Genomic DNA, 17,868 nt, shown 5'->3' on the forward strand with positions numbered 1-17,868 from the left:
GTCATCGCGACCCGGTTCTCACCGTCCAGTATTTCCTTTGGTGTGCCTAGCTTCACTGGCAGTCCCCCTAAGTTTCACTCGGTCCGAGCGGTTCATCGGATATGTTTGATAAGCACGCTGTGTAGCTGACGCAACATTATTTCGCAAGCGCAGCATCCGTGACGCTGTGTCATTGCCTTGGCCACTCTAAATCCACCTGCGGGTTTTGCGTTCGTAACGGGCGAAATCAGTGCGGAAACTCCGCCGCATTCGATCTTCTTCAGGCAGGATAAAGCGCTGCTCCAGCAACCAGACGAAGATCGGAATCAGGGCCAGCGACAGCACTGCATCGAAGCGCAGAACCAGACCGGCCAGAATCAACACGTCGCCCAGATAGATCGGATTTCGGCTGCGTGAATAGATGCCCGACTGCACCAAAGACGAGGGCGTTTCGTGCGGAATGACTGTTGTCTTGAAACGACGAAACTCGGCCACAGCCAGAACCGCCAGCAAGATGCCGCCGCCGATCAAAATGCCGCTCAGCAAATCGGTCAGGCCGCTGTCCAGGGACAACCCCATCGGGAAATGGCGCGCCTGGAGCCAGGCAACACATGCAAACCCGACAAGCCAGACAGGTGGTATATCGACCCAGCGCATTGGCAGCCTCCGCAGCGGACGACATGCAACGGCACGTCGCTTCTGCGTGTCCTCGTACCGTTTTAAGGCCGGATTCGCAAAAGCGCGGGATGTCGCATCAATGGACAGAGAATTCAGGATCGGTTACGCCATTGAAAAAGACGCATTCTTAACACAAGGCCACTCCCTGCGATGACCGATTTTGCCGCGACCAAAGCCCTTTTTGAGCTACCCGACGGAGTGATCTATCTGGACGGAAATTCTCTGGGCCCCCTGCCCCAAGCCGCCGGGAAAACCGTGGCCCGCATGATAGAGGATGAGTGGGGTCAGATGCTGATCACTGGCTGGAACAAGGCCGGCTGGATGGGGTTGCCCACAGGTCTGGGCGATCGCATCGGGCGGCTGATCGGAGCGGAACCGGGCAGTGTCGTGACTGGCGACACGCTGTCGATCAAGGTGTATCAGGCCGTCGCCTCGGCGCTGGAGCTGTGCCCGGATCGCAGGGTAGTGTTGTCAGACAGCGGCAACTTTCCCTCGGATCTGTACATGGTTGACGGCCTTTTGCGCTCGCTTGGGTCGGATTATGAGTTGCGCGTTGTCGCCCCCGAAGATGTCGCCGCACACATCACCGAGGACGTAGCGGTTTTGATGCTGACCGAGGTCGATTACCGCACCGGCCGGATGCACGACATGAAGTCACTGACCGAACTGGCCCATGCAAAGGGTACCGTGACGGTCTGGGATCTGGCCCATTCCGCCGGCGCAATTCCGGTGAACCTGTCCGGTTGCAACGCCGATTTCGCGGTGGGCTGCACTTATAAATATCTCAATGGCGGCCCCGGTGCGCCCGCATTCATTTATGTCGCGCCCCGTTTGACGGATCGCGTACGCCCGGCCCTGTCGGGCTGGCTGGGGCACGAAGCCCCGTTCGCATTCGATCTGGACTACCGCCCCGGTAACGGGATCGAACGGATGCGCGTCGGCACTCCTCCGATCATCCAAATGACGGCGCTGTCAGCGGCGATGGAAATCTGGGACATGGTCGATATGGCGGATGTGCGCGCGAAATCTATCGAATTGACCGAGCTGTTCATCACTCGGGTCGAGGCCACATGCCCCGACCTGACCTTGGCAAGCCCGCGTGATCCGGCCCAACGTGGCAGTCAGGTTTCCTTCCGGTTTGCCGAAGGCTATGCCGCCATGCAGGCCTTGATCGCACGCGGTGTGATCGGAGACTTCCGGGCCCCTGACATCATGAGGTTCGGGTTCACCCCGCTCTATATAGACGCGCAGGACGTTGAGAACGCTGTCAAAATTCTTACCGACATAATGACGAACCGACTATGGGATACGCCAGAGTACAAAACGCGCCAGCGGGTTACGTAACCTCGATTCCCGCTCCAATAACCGTGGCAAGATTAGAGTTTGAGCGGATAAATTCCTGATAATCGCTGGCCGAGGTTTTTATCCCGCGCAGCGCTGAGGCAATCATCTTGGCTGTTTCCCTTGGCCCATCGAACAAACGCACCCGCCCCTTTTCTGCCTCGCGCCGCAGCCAGTCAGCATAAAGCGCCATCAACTGCGCCTCACCCTGTGTCACGATATCGGCGGCAGTGGACACGCTGGCATCCAGCAGCTCTAGCCCGTGGGGCGAGGACATGATCTCGGCCATGCCATCCGTTTGCACATGGATCGCATTTCCGATGATTTGTGAAACTGATCCCTCCATATTCAGCGCTTCGGCAACGGCGGCCGTTTTACGCTCGTAGTGCAAATGTGTCAGTTGGCGCAGGATGGCCTCTTTGTTTTGAAAATGCAGGTACAGGGCAGGTCGGGACATACCCGCGCCTTTGGCGATGTCATCCATTGACGTTTTTTTGAACCCATAAGCCGAGAAGGCTTGAAGCGCCGAATCCAATATAGTCAGGCACTTATCATCCAAAACATAATTTTCCAGTGTAGCTTTTGACATTTTTTACCCATTTTGTCAGTTGACCATCTGACATATTCAGCTAACCATGTCAGAAAGTAACGACAGCTACAAGGCAAGAGGAAGCGCAATGGCGACCAATCTGAAGATCAACGGAACGTCACATCAGGTCGACCTGCCTGAAGACGTCCCTCTTTTGTGGGTCCTGCGAGATGAGCTTGGACTGACCGGCACAAAGTTCGGATGCGGCGTTGCAGCGTGCGGCGCGTGTACCGTTCACATTGACGGCGAGGCCGTTCGGTCCTGCCAAGTTGCGTTGTCAGATGTGTGGGGCGACATCACCACGATCGAAGGGCTTGGCACGCCAACTGCTATGGCCAAGATCCAGCAGGCATGGGTCGATCATCAGGTTGCGCAATGCGGCTATTGTCAGTCAGGTCAAATCATGCAGGCCGCGGCGCTGCTGGCCGAAAATCCAACGCCGACGGACGCCGATATTGATGACGCAATGCAAGGAAACCTTTGCCGTTGCGGCACTTACCCGCGCATCCGGGCTGCGATCCATGACGCGGCCTCCAAACTGAAGGAGGCATAAACCATGGCGTCTGTTGGAAAAATCCTCCGTCGTACGTTCCTTATCGGCTCGGCCGCCGTTGTCGGCGGTGTCGCCTTTGGCGCTTATTACGTCACGCGTCCGGCCGCGAACCCGCTGCGACCCGGCAAAGGAGAGACCGCCCTTAGCCCCTTTGTCCTGATAGACCAGCAGGGAGTAACCCTGTTTGCTCCGCGTGCCGAGATGGGACAGGGCGTTATGACCACGTGGGCCGCACTCATTGCCGAAGAGCTTGATGTTGAGATCGACGACATCCGCGTGTTGCACGGCCCCGCGGCTGCTGCCTATTACAACTCGGCACTCATGGCCGAGGGGCTGCCAAATAAGGGCTATGACGCCAGCGAGTTCCAGCACAACCTGGGCGAGGCCCTTGGCGTGCTTGGCAAACCGCTGAGCCTTCAAGTCACAGGTGGCTCGACCTCTATGAAAGACGGGTTCGAGCGGATGCGTGAAGCCGGTGCCACCGCGCGTGAGACGCTTAAGCAGGTCGCCGCTGATCGGCTGGGCGTGGATCGGGCACAATTGAAAACCGAACGCGGCGCAGTGATCGCGCCGGATGGCACGCGCATTTCTTATCACGAGCTCGCCGAAGCCGCTGGTCAAATCGAACCGCCCAACGTTGCATTGCGCGACCCATCGACCTGGCGCCTATTGGGTCAGAACCTTCCCCGCGTCGACGTGGTAGGGAAATCCACCGGTACAGCTGAGTTCGGCATCGACGTGCGACCCGAGGGTTTGAAATTCGCTTCCGTTCGAATGAACCCGAGGCTGGGCGGCACAATGAAGGGATATGACTCCAGTTCAGCCGAATCCATGCCCGGCGTCGAAAAGATCGTCAATCTGGGCAACGGTGTCGCGGTGGTCGCAAGCAACACCTGGCTTGCCATACAGGCGGTCGAAGCCATCGACATCGACTGGGGTGACGCCCACTACCCCCCCGAAACCGACAGCCTGTTTGCCAAGATTGCCGAAGCGTTTGACGACGCGCCAAACTCGACCATGCGCGATGATGGCGATGTGGACGTTATGCCCGACGGCGCGACAGAAATCTCGGCGGAATACAAAGTGCCGTATCTGGCCCACGCCACAATGGAGCCGATGAACGCCACGGCCCTGTTCACTGGCACCAAGCTAGACCTGTGGTGTGGCAACCAGGCACCGACATTAATCCAGATCCGCGCCGCGAATACGGCCAATCTGGATACCGAGGCGGTCGATATTCATACCACCTATCTAGGGGGCGGTTTCGGTCGCCGTGGTGAACTGGACTTTGCAGAAATCGCCACCAAAGTTGCGATGGCGGTACCCAATGTTCCGGTTCAGACGACCTGGAGCCGGGAAGAGGATATGCGTCACGACTACTACCGCCCCGGTGCAATCGCCCGGATGCGCGGAGCGGTCAAGGATGGCACTGCCGTTCTGATCGACGGTAAGGTGGCGTCGCAATCCAGCACGCAGCAAGCAGTTGAACGCTATACTGGCCTGCCGGGCGGCGGCCCCGACAAGGTTCTTGTCGAGGGGTTGTTCAACCAGCCCTACGCAGTACCGAACTACCGCATCAGCGGCCACATCGCCGATCTGGCCGTGCCAGTAGGCTTCTGGCGCTCGGTCGGCAACAGCCATAACGGGTTCTTCCACGAAACTTTCATGGACGAAATGGCCCATGCCGCAGGTCGTGACCCGCTGGAGTTCCGGCTGGAGCTGGCCAAGGCCGAATTCGCCCCAGCTGCAGGTGTTCTGCAAGCCGTGAAAGAGATGTCCGGCTGGACCGGAGAAACCCCAGACGGTGTTGGACGGGGCGTCGCCATGACCTACAGCTTTGGCACGCCGGTTGCTCAGGTCATCGAAGTGGTCGACGAGGACGGCACCATTCGCATCGCTAAAGCGTGGATCGCCTGCGACGTGGGCATCGCTTTGGATCCGGGCACGGTCGAGGCGCAGATGTTCGGTGGAATGATGTACGGCTTGTCGGCCGCCGTTATGGGGGAAATCACGTTTGCGGACGGAGAAGTAGAGCAATTCAACTTCCCCGACTATGACGCACTGCGCATGCACAACGCTCCGGTGACTGAGGTGCGCATCCTCGAAACCAACCCGCGCCTGGGAGGCGTGGGTGAGCCTGGCACACCTCCGTCGATGCCTGCACTTGGAAACGCGTTGTTCGACCTCACGGGCGAGCGCGCACGCACCCTGCCACTGATCAATCAGTTCGATTTGCTGGTTTGATCGCGATGCGCCGGTCTGGTTCTTCTCTCCTGGACCGGCGCACGCCTTCTATGCCGATTGCTGCAGTGTCGCGGCCTTAGAGCCAGCAGACCATGCATGAACAGCTTCTCCGAACGCTTTGAACAGCGGGCGCGAGACCGGATCGTTCTCGGCATCCCATTCCGGGTGCCATTGCACCGAAAGCGTAAAACCCGGGGCGTCCTTTATATAGATCGCTTCTGGCGTTCCATCCGGCGCGTGGCCATCTACCACAACCCGATGCCCGACCGTCTTGATCCCCTGCCCGTGCAGAGTATTCGTCATGACTTCGGTCGCATCCATCAAACGGTGAAATACGCCGCCTTCGGACAGTGTCACGATATGGCGCAGCGCAAACTTTTCTTCCAACGTCCCATCCGGTGGCATGCGATGGTTCATCCGCCCCGGAAGATCGCGAATTTCGGGATAAAGTGTTCCCCCCATCGCCACGTTGACCTCTTGAAACCCGCGGCAAATGCCAAAGAACGGCTGGCCCCTTTCGACACAGGCCCGCACCAACGGCAGTGCGATCGCATCCCGCGCCCGATCAAAATCGCCATGCGCATCGGTTGCGGACTCACCATATTCCTCGGGGTGCACATTAGGGCGCGCGCCGGTCAGCAAAAAGCCGTCACAGACGTCCAGCAATTCTTCCACTGAAACGTAGCGGGGATCAGCCGGAATTAGCATCGGCAAACAGCCTGACACGTTCGCAACCGCGTCCGAATTCATGGTCCCACCGGCATGGGTCGGGTATTGATCATCCAACAAGTATGAGTTGCCGATAATACCCACAATAGGTCGAGGCATTCTTCTTTCCCGGTTGTTTTTGCGTTTCGGGAAAGCTAGCCGCCGTCACAGCAGCGCGCAATAGCACAGCCCCTGTGTGGCAGCGCAGGCCCTTGTTCACTTATGCACAAGTGGAACAAGAAACAGTCAAATGACCATTTGTGAGGCATTCCACGAACACCGAAAGTCGAAGGGCCCGGGGGCTCTTCGACAGGTTCATCAAATCTCGCCGATCAGGCTGGCAGCTTCGATCCCCGCCATCGCCGCGATCGCGTCATTGTCCGAGGTGTCGCCGGTCACGCCAACAGCGCCGATCACGGCCCCTTTCTTGTCGCGCAACAATACGCCGCCCGGCACAGGCACAACCTGCCCGCCGTATACACCGTTCACAGCGGCCATGAAGTACGCCTGCGCCTCGGCCCGGGCCATCTGCGCGGTGCCTGCCATACCCAGCATGACCGCCCCATAGGCTTTTCCCTGCGCAATCGCAAAACGACCGGGCGCGGCACCGTCTTCGCGCTCAAAGGCGATCACATGACCACCGGCGTCCAGAACAACAACTGACAGAGGTTTCAGCTCCAATTCGCGGCCCTTTTCCAAAGCCTTGCGCACAATCGTGCGCGCCTTACGCAATGTAACAGCCATGCCTGATCCCTTTCATCTGGCCAAAAATATCCTCGGGGGAGCGGGAGGGGCAGACAGCCCCCTCGTTCCAACCCCATTCATTCACCCCAGGCTAGCCTTCAGCTCCAAGCGGCGCGTGTGCAGAACCGGCTCGGTGTAACCCGAAGGCTGAACCCTGCCTTTGAAAACCAGATCGCAGGCCGCTTGGAACGCCACACCATCAAAGCCGGGGGCCATCGGGCGATAGCTTGGGTCGCCTTCGTTCTGGCGATCCACCACGGCGGCCATCTTCTGCATCGCCGCCATCACCTGTTCTTCGCTCACCACGTCATGGAGCAGCCAGTTTGCCAGCGCCTGCGACGAAATCCGGCAGGTTGCGCGGTCTTCCATCAGACCGATATCGTTCAAATCCGGCACTTTCGAACAGCCCACACCCTGATCAATCCAGCGCACAACATAGCCCAGAATGCCCTGCGCGTTGTTCTCGATCTCGCGGGTGATCTCGTCCTCGCTCAGGTTGCGGCCACCCAGCTGCGGCACGGTCAGCAGGTCGTCCAGCGTTCCGCGCGCGCCGCCTGCGGCCAGTTCGTCCTGACGGGCCAAAACGTCGACCTTGTGGTAATGCGTGGCGTGCAGAGTTGCAGCGGTCGGCGACGGCACCCACGCGCAAGTCGCGCCAGATTTCGGGTGGCCGATCTTCTGATCCAGCATATCGCCCATCCGGTCGGGCATCGCCCACATGCCTTTGCCAATCTGCGCCTTGCCTTTCAGACCACAGGCTAGACCGATATCGACATTGCGATCCTCATACGATGTAATCCAAGGCGTCACTTTCATGTCCCCCTTGGGCAGCATCGGACCTGCTTCGATAGAGGTATGGATCTCATCCCCGGTCCGATCAAGGAAACCGGTGTTGATAAAGGCCACGCGAGATTTCGCGGCGCGGATGCATTCTTTCAGGTTGGATGAGGTGCGGCGCTCTTCATCCATGATGCCCAGCTTAACGGTGTTGCGCGGCAGGCCAAGGATGTCTTCGACCATATCGAAAATCTCGACCGCGAAAGCGACTTCGGCTGGCCCGTGCATCTTGGGCTTGACCACATAAACCGAGCCTTTGACCGAATTCCCACCTTCACGCTGCAGGTCATGCATCGCAATCAGCGTGGTGCAGAGCGCATCCATCAGGCCCTCACCGATCTCATTGCCTTCACCATCCAGAACGGCGGGGTTGGTCATCAGGTGGCCCACGTTGCGGATCAGCATCAGCGAGCGGCCTTTCAGCACATCCTGTTCGCCGCCTGCGGTGGTATAGGTCAGATCGTCAGCCAGTTTCCGGGTGAAGGTGGTGCCGCCCTTGGTCACTTCTTCGGCCAGATCGCCTTTCATCAGGCCCAGCCAATTGCTATAGGCCACGACCTTATCTTCACCATCCACACAGGCCACCGAGTCCTCGCAGTCCATGATCGTGGACAGCGCCGATTCCAGATGAACATCAGCAATCCCAGCCGGGTCGGCAGCACCAATGTTGCTAGAGGCATCGACAACGATTTTCACATGCAGCCCGTTATTCTTCAGCAGAACAAAATCAGGCTTCTCAGCCTTACCGCCAAAGCCAACAAATGCCGCAGCGTCGGCAAGCGCAGGTACCAGCGCACCGCCTTCGACCCGCAGATCGGACACATCGGCCCACGAGCCTGCAGCCAGCGGTACAGCATCGTCCAGAAAACCTTTGGCCCATGCAATCACACGGGCACCACGCGCCTCGTCGTACCCTCCGGCGGCGGGTAGATCGCCCATCGCGTCCGTGCCATACAGCGCATCGTACAAGCTGCCCCAACGTGCGTTGGCGGCGTTCAGTGCAAAACGGGCATTGGTGATCGGCACAACCAGCTGCGGGCCGGGTGTCGAGGCGATCTCGGGATCGACATTGGCAGTTTCGATTTGAAAGTCGTCACCCTCTTCGACCAGATAGCCGATCTCGCGCAGGAATGCCTGATAGGCGCTGGCGTCGTGGTCCTGTCCTTTGCGGTCCAGATGCCATGCGTCCAGCTGGCTTTGCATCTTTTCACGCTTGGCAAGAAAGTTGCGGTTTTTTGGGCCCAGCTCGGACACCATCCGCGACAGACCATCCCAGAACGCATCGGCCGTAACACCGGTGCCAGGCAGCGCCTTGTCTTCGATGAACTCGGCCAGAACCGTATCAACTTGAAGCCCGCTGCGTGTCTGTCTGCTGGTCATAGTGTTCCTCCCGCCTTTTTGTGCACCACTGTGTGCAGCCAGCATTTAGAGTGAAAGTTTCCGATAGGCAACGTGCCGCAACAATTTCGGTAAAAAAAACTTACCAAAATTACGTGACCAGCTTTTGGTTGGGCTCCGACACCGCTTGCAGCCCATTGCCACAGACCATAACGTCGCCTCAAACTCCAACCGATGCGAGGCCCAGATGCGCGACGCTGCCCCTACGACGATCTATCTGAAAGATTACACGCCCTTTGGCTATCTTGTGGACAGCGTGCATCTAACCTTCGATCTGGCAGCGCACGCCACCCGCGTGACATCGCGCATTGCTTTCCGCCCCAACCCTGATGCCACGGACCGCACATTCTTCTTGCACGGCGAAGAGCTGACCCTGATCCGCGCCTGCATTGACGGGGTGCAGATCACGCCCGAGGTGACCGACAAGGGCCTGACCGCCCCCGCCCCCGACGCGCCCTTCATCTGGGAGGCCGAGGTTGAGATTGACCCCGGCAACAACACCGCGCTTGAGGGGCTTTATATGTCGAACGGCATGTATTGCACCCAGTGCGAGGCGGAAGGGTTCCGCAAGATCACCTACTACCCCGATCGCCCTGATGTGATGTCCACCTTCACCGTGCGCATCAATGGCGATCTGCCAGTACTGCTGTCCAACGGCAACCCAAGCGGCAAAGGCGAAGGCTGGGCCGAATGGACCGACCCGTGGCCCAAGCCTGCCTACCTATTCGCGCTTGTCGCGGGCGAGTTAATTGCCCATCCCGGCCAGTTCACCACCATGTCCGGGCGCGACGTCGAGTTGAACCTCTGGGTCCGCCCCGGTGACGAGGGCAAATGCGCCTTTGGCATGGAGGCGCTGAAAAAGTCGATGAAATGGGACGAGGACGTCTATGGCCGTGAATACGATCTGGACGTGTTCAACATCGTGGCTGTCGATGACTTCAACATGGGCGCGATGGAAAATAAGGGGCTGAACATCTTCAACTCCTCCGCCGTGTTGGCCAGCCCCGAGACCTCGACCGATATGAACTTTGAGCGGATCGAGGCGATCATCGCGCATGAGTATTTCCACAACTGGACCGGCAACCGCATAACCTGCCGCGACTGGTTTCAACTGTGCCTGAAAGAGGGTCTGACCGTGTTCCGCGATGCGCAGTTCACGTCAGACATGCGCTCGGCCCCGGTGAAACGCATCCACGACGCCATCGACCTGCGCGCACGGCAATTCCCCGAGGATAACGGGCCGTTGTCTCACCCGGTGCGACCCGAAAGCTTTCAAGAGATCAACAATTTCTACACCGCCACCGTTTATGAGAAAGGTGCAGAAATTATCGGTATGCTGAAACGGCTGGTAGGCGATGAAGCCTATACCAACGCGCTGGATTTGTATTTCGACCGCCATGACGGGCAAGCCTGCACGATCGAAGACTGGATCAAGGTATTCGAGAATACGACGAGCCGCGATCTGAGTCAGTTCAAACGCTGGTACAGCCAATCCGGCACTCCGCGCGTGACGGTAGCCGAAGAATGGGCAGACGGCACCTACACCCTGACCCTGTCGCAGCGCACCGAACCCACGCCGGGTCAGGACGAAAAGCTGCCGCAGGTGATCCCGGTGGCCGTTGGTCTTCTGGGCCCCAATGGCGATGAGGTCCGCACAACAGAGGTGCTGGAACTGACCGAGGCCAGCCAAAGCTTTACCTTCACCGGGCTGGCGGCCAAACCAACGGCCTCGGTCCTGCGGGATTTCTCGGCCCCGGTTATCCTGGAACAGGATCAAAGCAACGCAGAGCGCGCATTTTTGCTGGCCCATGACACGGACGCGTTCAACCGATGGCAAGCCGGGCGCTCGCTGGCCGAAGACACGCTGTTGAACATGATCCAATCCGATGCAGCCCCCGACGCGGACTATCTGGATGGTCTTCTGGCTGTGCTGCGCGATGGTGACTTGGACCCGGCCTACCGCGCACTGATGCTGGGTCTGCCGACGCAATCGGAATTGGCGGCTGCCTTGCACGAGAATGGCGAAACGCCTGATCCGATGGCGATCTGGACCGCCGTCGAGACGCTGCGGCAGGTCACTGCACAGCACGTACAGGACCTGCTGCCGCGTTTGCACAGCGAGACCGTGATTGATGCTCCGTACAACCCGGGTGCCAATCAATCGGGCAAACGCGCGTTGGGCGGGGCCGCTTTGGCGCTGACCTCACGTCTGGACGGGGGCGCCAAGGCCGCCGAGGAATACAAGACCGCCGACAACATGACTCTGCAACTGACCGCCCTGTCCTACCTGCTGCGCGCTGGCAAGGGCGAGGCCGAACTGGCCGCATTCTATGACCAATGGCAACACGACCGGTTGGTGATGGATAAATGGTTCGGCCTGCAAGTCTCGATGGCCGCACCGGATGCGACGGCGGATGTGGCGCGCAATCTGACCGAGCATCCGGATTTCAACTGGAAAAACCCCAACCGCTTCCGCGCCGTCATGGGTGCGCTTGCGATGAACCATGCCGGGTTCCACCGGGCCGATGGCGCGGGCTATGCCCTGCTGGCGGACTGGTTGATCAAACTGGACCCGGTGAACCCGCAAACCACGGCACGGATGTGTTCGGCCTTCCAGACGTGGAAACGCTATGACACCAATCGTCAGGCCTTGATGCGCGCAAAGTTAACCCGCATCGCGGAGACGCCCAACCTGTCGCGGGACACGACCGAAATGGTGTCACGCATCCTGGACGCATGACGCCTTACACGTTCACCCGGAAGAACAGAACGCCGCGCGTTTTGGCGATCCTGCTCTGCATCTACAGCGCGTTGATCGCTCTGGTCGTGTGGTTTGACGCGGTATGGTGGCTGATCGCTCCGCTGGCCCTGACCACTCTACCCGCTGTTTGGGACTTTGTGCAGGGTACCAAAGCCGGATTGTCGGTGGGGAAGGATACGTTGAGCTGGTTCACCGGACCGCGCAAGGCCGAGGTCAATCTTGCCGATATTGACCACGTTCGAATGGACACGCGCTGGGATTTCTCAGTGCGTGTATCGCTGGTCCTGAATTCCGAGAAAAAGATTCGCCTGCCTGATGAATCTACCCCTCCGCACCGCGTGTTTCAGCAGGTTCTGCAGGCCACCGGGCTACGGGTTGAACGGCATCATTTTACTGTATTCTAGCGGTAATCCGGATACTCAACCTGGATTGTTCACGAATTTAGCGCTAAACGACCCCTGAATCTTGAATTTGAGCAAAATCAGGAGAAAGATTAAGTCCAACGTTACCAGTTTTTACAGTTACCGAGTTTCACCATGTTGCGGTTCTTCAAGTCCAACGCGCCCAGCGCATCTGTCCCCCAAATCCACCCGGAGTTGTGTCTGGCGCCAGATGTGTCTGCGGTGTTTCCGCAGCGTGGCCAAGTGAATATTCCTGTCGTTGATGCGCGTTCCGAGGACATCGCAGGTCGTGATGCGATTGAACGCGGACGCCATCTGGCCCGACAGGGAATGTGGTCCGAGTTGTCTCGGCAGATGAAGGCGGCCGACGATGCGCGCGAGTCGGGATCAGATGGGATGCCGGTCGCCGATCTACTGGCGTTTGGTGCTCGTGCGGACGTGGTTTTGGCCGTCGAGCACGCCCTGTCGGACCTGAAAGAAGTGCGCGACTACGACCTGCTGGGTGGTATTTCGGAGTTAGAAGACGAAATGCGCGACAACGCGGACGATGCGATGATCGCTCTCGTCGTTGCTTTGGCCCATATCGACATCGCGTGGGCATGGCGCGGGACGGCCACGGAAGACAAGTTGCCCTCTTTGCATCAGTCGCGTTGCGCAGCTCATTTCGACCGCGCCGCCGCGATCCTTCCGAAATGCCGTGAGGCCGCGCCGGACAGCCCTTTGGTTGCAGCGGCCGATTGTGCTCTGCTGGCCGGACAGCGTAAGACGCATGTTCGTGTGGCCGACAAATACGAACGCCTGATTACGCTGGATCCCCATAACCAACGCCATATGCGCGCTATGGGCACGCATCTGCTGCCACGCTGGTTCGGCAGCTACGAAGAGCTTGAGGTCCAAGCCCTGCGCAACGCCGCCAGAACTCATAATATCTGGGGCGCAGGTGGTTACACTTGGGCGCAGTTCGACGCGATCGTGCTGGATGACGAAGCCTGTGCGCGGCTCGATGTCGAATACTTCCTGCAGGGCCTTCATGACATTCTGAGCAACCGCCCCGATCAAGAAATGGTAAATATGCTGGCGGCATACTGCGCGATCACGATCAAGCGTGGCATTGGCCGGAATGAAAAGGCGGACGCTGTTCGCGCTCAAATCCACGAGGCCGCAAACTGGTTGATCCGCGATCACCTGACCGAATTGCACCCGCTGATCTGGGCACATGCGGCCAACGGCTTCAACAACGCGGCGCGCGTCAACTCGACTGAACGGTTTGCGGCACGTGGTCACCGCGACGCGCTGCGGGCGATTGGCAACCTGTTTAGTGAAGAACTGCGCAACGGTATGGATGTGACCTTCACCTCAACGGGCCTACACCTCTCCAGCCACTGAATTCCCCCTTGCCCCTTTGGCGCGCCGGGCCTAATACGCAAGCCTAGACTTCTGCGGAAATTAGAGGCGCGCCATGCTCGACCTGACATACGAAATGCCCAAAATCAAAACCATTGCTGGTGCCAAGCACGATTGGGAACTGGTGATCGGGATGGAGGTGCACGCTCAGGTCTCATCGAACGCCAAGCTGTTTTCTGGCGCATCGACCCAGTTCGGGGCCGAGCCGAATTCGAACGTGGCCTTTGTGGACGCGGCTATGCCGGGAATGCTGCCGGTGATCAACGAATATTGCGTGGAACAGGCCGTGCGCACCGGGCTAGGTTTGAAGGCGGATATCAACCTGAAATCGGCTTTTGACCGCAAAAACTATTTCTATCCTGACCTGCCGCAGGGCTACCAGATTTCCCAGCTGTACCACCCCATCGTGGGCGAAGGCGAAGTGCTGGTGGAAATGGGCGACGGCACCGCGCGCATGGTGCGGATCGAACGCATTCACATGGAGCAGGACGCAGGTAAATCGATTCACGACATGGACCCGCATATGTCTTTCGTCGACCTGAACCGGACCGGCGTCTGCCTGATGGAGATCGTCAGCCGCCCAGATATTCGCGGGCCCGAAGAGGCCGCCGCCTATATCGCCAAGCTGCGCCAGATCATGCGTTATCTGGGCACCTGCGACGGCAACATGCAGAACGGCAACCTGCGGGCGGATGTGAACGTCTCGATCTGTTTGCCGGGCGCATATGAGAAATACCAGGAAACGCAGGATTTCTCGCATCTGGGCACGCGGTGTGAGATCAAGAACATGAACTCGATGCGCTTTATTCAGCAGGCGATTGAGGTCGAAGCCCGCCGTCAGATCGCCATCGTCGAAGCGGGTGGTGAGGTCGAGCAGGAAACCCGCCTCTATGACCCGGACAAGGGTGAGACACGCTCGATGCGGTCCAAGGAAGAGGCGCATGATTACCGCTATTTCCCAGACCCCGACCTGCTGCCGTTGGAGATTGAACAAGCCTGGGTCGATGACATCGCCGCCAAACTGCCCGAACTGCCCGATGCCAAAAAGGCGCGGTTCATTGAGGCGTTTGGCCTGACCGACTACGACGCTTCGGTCTTGACTGCCGAAGTGGAAAGCGCCGCCTATTTCGAAGAGGTCGCAAAAGGCCGCAACGGTAAGCTTGCCGCGAACTGGGTGATCAACGAGCTGTTCGGTCGTCTGAAGAAAGAAGACCATGACATCACCGACAGCCCGGTCTCGCCTGCGCAGTTGGGTGGGATCATTGATCTGATTTCCTCGGATGCCATCTCGGGCAAGATCGCCAAAGACCTGTTCGAGATCGTCTACACCGAAGGCGGTGACCCGGCGCAGATCGTGGAAGAGCGCGGTATGAAACAGGTCACCGATACCGGCGCGATCGAAGCCGCTTTGGACGAGATCATCGCCGCCAACCCCGCGCAAGTGGAAAAAGCCAAGGTGAACCCGAAACTGGCGGGCTGGTTCGTTGGTCAGGTGATGAAAGCCACCGGCGGCAAGGCCAACCCCAAGGCCGTGAACGAGCTGGTTGCCAAGAAACTGGGCGACTGAACCAACTGAATTTGATGCAAAGGGCGGCAGAGGGCATCCCCTTTGCCGCCCTTCTTTTGCGCTGTGTCCGGGCAACACACGCCGGGCACGGCGCGAAGGAGACTTTCCCAATGGCCTCAACATGCTAGATTGCCAGGAACGAACAGGTAGGAAGATCCGATGCCGCGCTACGAATACAAAGTTGTCCCCGCCCCGCAGAAAAGCGGCAAATCAAAGGGCGCAAAAACCGCCGAAGGCCGGTTTGCGGCCTCGATCGAACAGGTGCTGAACCAAATGGGTCAGGACGGCTGGGAATATCAGCGCGCAGAACTTCTACCCAGTGAAGAACGCGCAGGCTTTACCAGTTCGACCGTGAACTGGCGAAACGTGCTGGTGTTCCGGCGCGAAATCGAATTGACTTTTGTCACCACTCGCAGCCCGACAGAAACGCCCGAAGGCGTACCCTTGGCCCAGCCTGTTCCGGGCCCCGAAATGGTCGTGGCCCCAGCCCCGATTGCGGAAGAGGTGCAAGAGCCGCCGCTGTCATTGAAGGGCTTGGAAACAGTTTCCAGTTCGGACGACGCACCGCCGGAGAAATAATGAACAGCATTGCCAATCGGACATTTTTGATTTCACATTCTTTTGTTTCAACACTTTGCGTTTGTTTCACTTTGATGTTCACCGGTCAGCTGCACGCTGATGCGGGCGCGAACACCCCTCCTAACTGCGTGACAAATATTGATGCTGAGGGGACAGTTATTGCTGGCTTCTTTGGCTTGGTGACTCCTCCGGTCCCTTATTCCTCAATCGAAACTGAAGGAGGTGACCTAACGGTTTACCCAACCATCCGGCATGGGAACGGTGCGCTCGTCTATGCGGGCATTTATCGGGGGGTTTATTCGGCAGGGGGGGCCAGCCAAACTGTTAACAAGTCGGGCACAGAGACCGAACTCGTGTTCAAACAGGATGATGGCTCGATTGTGCACATTTGCATGGTCAAAGCCAACCAATTCGACCCAACTATTTATGACCCTATAGCTTCGCAAGTTGGCGAATGCGATCTCAAACAGATTGCAGGTGTCGAGACGCTGACGCCGGGGCACGTTCAAATATTTGAGCCCCCCTACGACCTTGTAGAAATCAGTGGCGTTCCCAAGACTGTATTGGCCGTCGCTCCAGTTACCACTGAGCTGATTCAACTGCGCGGACAAACCCCGGGCTGGGCGAACTATGTTTGGCACCCAGAAGATCAATCAAAGTTTGGAGGAATAGGGGGAATATGCAACGTCGAGGTATCTAAAAGTACGTCGACCACACAAGATTACCAGACAGAGCTCATTGAATCTTGCAAAGATACTGAGGGTAAAAATCTTACCTTGGGCCAAGGTAGCAAAGCACAATTAGAACTGTCAAAATACAGAAATAACATCAACTTTTCTTCAGGCCGATTTACGCAGAACTTGCCGCCGATTGAAATAAACACGCCATTAAAAATTGGCTTAACTGACGTCGAAGAATTCGAAGTAATCGCTTCAAGGCCGGGAAAGATGTCTTTGGTCCGAAGAGTTTATCTCTCTGAAGAGCGGAAGTTGAAACACGATGTTTGCATGGTAACTGTGAATTGACGAAGTCGAATTCAGTCGGATACCCAATCTCGAATTCCAAGCGCCCCGCGCGGTCGAGACCGCACCACTATACCCCTATGTCCAGCGCCAGCGCGTGGATACGCGGGACGATGTCCCCCAGTGCCTTGTGAACAGCGCGGTGGCGGGCGACGCGGGATTGGCCTTCGAACGCAGCCGCACGGATGCGCACGTTAAAGTGGCTTTCGCCACCTTCCTGAAAGCCCGCATGGCCCCGGTGGCTTTCGCTGTCATCCACTACTTCCAGCTCATGCGGGTCAAAGGCGGATTGCAAGGCAGTGCGGATTTCGTCAGTCACGGTCATTTTTACGCTCAGCGGCAAAAATTTTACCGCCTCCCCTCTTCTACTTTCGGCAGCTTAGACTAAACTGCTGCCTCCGAGTCGAGAAGATGCGTTCTTAAGGATCACAGAATGACGAAATCAGACCCCTTTGGATTCGATATGTCCGTCTCTAGCGCCAAGAAAAAGAACCCGCGCGGACGTCGGGGGATGTCGGGCGCATCCGAGACCTCGGTCCGAATCTGTGACCATGAAGGCTGTGACGAGCCGGGCAAGTTCCGCGCCCCCAAAGCGCCGGATGTGCTGGATGACTTCTTTTGGTTCTGTCAGCAGCATGTGCGCGAATATAACCAGAAGTGGAATTTCTTCGACGGCACGACCGAGGCCGAGCTGAACGCGCAGCGATCCAAAGACAAGGTCTGGGAACGCGAAACAAAACCCATGGGTGACCCCGAGGCCCGTGCCTGGGCCCGTCTTGGTATTGAAGACCCCCATCAGGTTCTGGGTGCAAACAGCACGCAAAACAAAGGTCGCACCGCAGGCAGCGGCGGCCGCCGCCTGCCCCCCACCGAGCGCCGTGCGATTGAAATCTTGGAAGCCAATGACAGCTGGACCAAAGCTGAAGTGCGCAAAGCATATAAGAAACTGATCAAGGTGCTGCACCCCGATATGAACGGCGGTGACCGCAGCCAGGAAGAACAACTGCAAGAGGTTGTCTGGGCCTGGGATCAGATCAAGGACAGCCGGAACTTTAAGTAGCTG

General features: G+C 58.2%; 16 protein-coding genes. 10 read left to right on the forward strand and 6 right to left on the reverse strand.

From position 1 onward, the window contains the following. Positions 1-186 precede the first annotated feature (186 nt). Positions 187-636: a methyltransferase family protein gene (locus GOW48_RS08720; RefSeq protein ID WP_234899413.1), complete on the reverse strand. Its 450-nt coding sequence runs from the start codon at positions 634-636 to the stop codon at positions 187-189. Between the two features lie 171 nt (positions 637-807). Here GOW48_RS08720 and kynU point away from each other — a divergent pair, with 171 nt between their 5' ends. Then, entirely contained in the window at positions 808-2,001 is a 1,194-nt protein-coding gene (gene kynU / locus GOW48_RS08725; RefSeq protein WP_170753018.1) for a kynureninase, read from the forward strand. On the opposite strand, the gene GOW48_RS08730 is transcribed toward kynU, so the two are convergent. Next, complete coding sequence (locus tag GOW48_RS08730) at positions 1,994-2,587, reverse strand: TetR/AcrR family transcriptional regulator (protein ID WP_170527522.1); 594 nt, start codon at positions 2,585-2,587, stop codon at positions 1,994-1,996. The genes kynU and GOW48_RS08730 overlap by 8 nt on opposite strands. A gap of 88 nt (positions 2,588-2,675) precedes the next feature. On the opposite strand from GOW48_RS08730, the gene GOW48_RS08735 reads away from it, so the two are divergent. Together GOW48_RS08735 and GOW48_RS08740 are read left to right on the forward strand one after the other, a co-directional pair. Then, the gene (locus GOW48_RS08735; RefSeq protein WP_170352587.1) at positions 2,676-3,140 is read left to right on the forward strand and encodes a (2Fe-2S)-binding protein; all 465 of its coding nucleotides are present in this window, start codon (positions 2,676-2,678) and stop codon (positions 3,138-3,140) included. A 3-nt stretch (positions 3,141-3,143) separates the two neighbouring features. Then, complete coding sequence (locus GOW48_RS08740) at positions 3,144-5,384, forward strand: xanthine dehydrogenase family protein molybdopterin-binding subunit (RefSeq protein ID WP_170753020.1); 2,241 nt, start codon at positions 3,144-3,146, stop codon at positions 5,382-5,384. A gap of 48 nt (positions 5,385-5,432) precedes the next feature. On the opposite strand, the gene GOW48_RS08745 is transcribed toward GOW48_RS08740, so the two are convergent. The 3 genes from GOW48_RS08745 to GOW48_RS08755 form a co-directional block, all read right to left on the reverse strand. Further along, the gene (locus tag GOW48_RS08745; protein ID WP_170753022.1) at positions 5,433-6,212 is read right to left on the reverse strand and encodes a gamma-glutamyl-gamma-aminobutyrate hydrolase family protein; all 780 of its coding nucleotides are present in this window, start codon (positions 6,210-6,212) and stop codon (positions 5,433-5,435) included. 198 nt (positions 6,213-6,410) lie between these two features. Next, complete coding sequence (locus GOW48_RS08750) at positions 6,411-6,836, reverse strand: GlcG/HbpS family heme-binding protein (protein WP_170352584.1); 426 nt, start codon at positions 6,834-6,836, stop codon at positions 6,411-6,413. 81 nt (positions 6,837-6,917) lie between these two features. Continuing rightward, the gene (locus tag GOW48_RS08755; protein ID WP_170753024.1) at positions 6,918-9,053 is read right to left on the reverse strand and encodes a malate synthase G; all 2,136 of its coding nucleotides are present in this window, start codon (positions 9,051-9,053) and stop codon (positions 6,918-6,920) included. Positions 9,054-9,258: 205 nt separating this feature from the next. Here GOW48_RS08755 and pepN point away from each other — a divergent pair, with 205 nt between their 5' ends. The 6 genes from pepN to GOW48_RS08785 all read left to right on the forward strand — a co-directional run bounded on the left by pepN (position 9,259) and on the right by GOW48_RS08785 (position 16,808). Then, positions 9,259-11,811: an aminopeptidase N gene (gene pepN / locus GOW48_RS08760; protein ID WP_170753026.1), complete on the forward strand. Its 2,553-nt coding sequence runs from the start codon at positions 9,259-9,261 to the stop codon at positions 11,809-11,811. Further along, positions 11,808-12,236 carry a hypothetical protein gene (locus tag GOW48_RS08765; protein ID WP_170352581.1) on the forward strand — a complete coding sequence of 143 codons (429 nt, stop codon included), beginning with the start codon at positions 11,808-11,810 and terminating at the stop codon, positions 12,234-12,236. The genes pepN and GOW48_RS08765 overlap by 4 nt, the downstream gene beginning before the upstream one ends. Before the next feature lie 132 nt (positions 12,237-12,368). Then, positions 12,369-13,619 carry a hypothetical protein gene (locus GOW48_RS08770; RefSeq protein ID WP_234899414.1) on the forward strand — a complete coding sequence of 417 codons (1,251 nt, stop codon included), beginning with the start codon at positions 12,369-12,371 and terminating at the stop codon, positions 13,617-13,619. Positions 13,620-13,692: 73 nt separating this feature from the next. Continuing rightward, a complete protein-coding gene (gene gatB, locus GOW48_RS08775; RefSeq protein WP_170352580.1) occupies positions 13,693-15,204 on the forward strand; it encodes an Asp-tRNA(Asn)/Glu-tRNA(Gln) amidotransferase subunit GatB in 1,512 nt (503 codons plus the stop codon). Between the two features lie 159 nt (positions 15,205-15,363). Continuing rightward, positions 15,364-15,783 carry a DUF4177 domain-containing protein gene (locus GOW48_RS08780; protein WP_170753027.1) on the forward strand — a complete coding sequence of 140 codons (420 nt, stop codon included), beginning with the start codon at positions 15,364-15,366 and terminating at the stop codon, positions 15,781-15,783. Next, positions 15,783-16,808 (forward strand): hypothetical protein, encoded by a 1,026-nt coding sequence (locus GOW48_RS08785; protein WP_170753029.1) that lies wholly within the window; start codon positions 15,783-15,785, stop codon positions 16,806-16,808. Before GOW48_RS08780 ends, GOW48_RS08785 begins: the two co-directional genes overlap by 1 nt. 67 nt (positions 16,809-16,875) lie before the next feature. Here GOW48_RS08785 and GOW48_RS08790 read toward each other — a convergent pair whose 3' ends face one another. Further along, positions 16,876-17,130, reverse strand: coding sequence for a BolA family protein (locus tag GOW48_RS08790; protein ID WP_170753030.1), 255 nt, complete (start codon positions 17,128-17,130; stop codon positions 16,876-16,878). Between the two features lie 108 nt (positions 17,131-17,238). Here GOW48_RS08790 and GOW48_RS08795 point away from each other — a divergent pair, with 108 nt between their 5' ends. Then, the gene (locus GOW48_RS08795) at positions 17,239-17,865 is read left to right on the forward strand and encodes a J domain-containing protein (RefSeq protein WP_170352576.1); all 627 of its coding nucleotides are present in this window, start codon (positions 17,239-17,241) and stop codon (positions 17,863-17,865) included. Positions 17,866-17,868: the final 3 nt, after the last annotated feature.

The organism is Ruegeria lacuscaerulensis (genome assembly GCF_013033355.1).
GTDB lineage: Bacteria > Pseudomonadota > Alphaproteobacteria > Rhodobacterales > Rhodobacteraceae > Ruegeria > Ruegeria lacuscaerulensis_A.

Coding starts and splice junctions, on each gene's coding strand:
- GOW48_RS08735 (WP_170352587.1), top strand. CDS start 2,676: ATGGCGACCAATCTGAAGATCAACGGAACGTCACATCAGGTCGACCTG.
- GOW48_RS08730 (WP_170527522.1), bottom strand. CDS start 2,587: ATGTCAAAAGCTACACTGGAAAATTATGTTTTGGATGATAAGTGCCTG.
- GOW48_RS08745 (WP_170753022.1), bottom strand. CDS start 6,212: ATGCCTCGACCTATTGTGGGTATTATCGGCAACTCATACTTGTTGGAT.
- GOW48_RS08770 (WP_234899414.1), top strand. CDS start 12,369: ATGTTGCGGTTCTTCAAGTCCAACGCGCCCAGCGCATCTGTCCCCCAA.
- pepN (WP_170753026.1), top strand. CDS start 9,259: ATGCGCGACGCTGCCCCTACGACGATCTATCTGAAAGATTACACGCCC.
- GOW48_RS08740 (WP_170753020.1), top strand. CDS start 3,144: ATGGCGTCTGTTGGAAAAATCCTCCGTCGTACGTTCCTTATCGGCTCG.
- GOW48_RS08720 (WP_234899413.1), bottom strand. CDS start 636: ATGCGCTGGGTCGATATACCACCTGTCTGGCTTGTCGGGTTTGCATGT.
- GOW48_RS08790 (WP_170753030.1), bottom strand. CDS start 17,130: ATGACCGTGACTGACGAAATCCGCACTGCCTTGCAATCCGCCTTTGAC.
- kynU (WP_170753018.1), top strand. CDS start 808: ATGACCGATTTTGCCGCGACCAAAGCCCTTTTTGAGCTACCCGACGGA.
- GOW48_RS08765 (WP_170352581.1), top strand. CDS start 11,808: ATGACGCCTTACACGTTCACCCGGAAGAACAGAACGCCGCGCGTTTTG.
- gatB (WP_170352580.1), top strand. CDS start 13,693: ATGCTCGACCTGACATACGAAATGCCCAAAATCAAAACCATTGCTGGT.
- GOW48_RS08785 (WP_170753029.1), top strand. CDS start 15,783: ATGAACAGCATTGCCAATCGGACATTTTTGATTTCACATTCTTTTGTT.
- GOW48_RS08795 (WP_170352576.1), top strand. CDS start 17,239: ATGACGAAATCAGACCCCTTTGGATTCGATATGTCCGTCTCTAGCGCC.
- GOW48_RS08755 (WP_170753024.1), bottom strand. CDS start 9,053: ATGACCAGCAGACAGACACGCAGCGGGCTTCAAGTTGATACGGTTCTG.
- GOW48_RS08780 (WP_170753027.1), top strand. CDS start 15,364: ATGCCGCGCTACGAATACAAAGTTGTCCCCGCCCCGCAGAAAAGCGGC.
- GOW48_RS08750 (WP_170352584.1), bottom strand. CDS start 6,836: ATGGCTGTTACATTGCGTAAGGCGCGCACGATTGTGCGCAAGGCTTTG.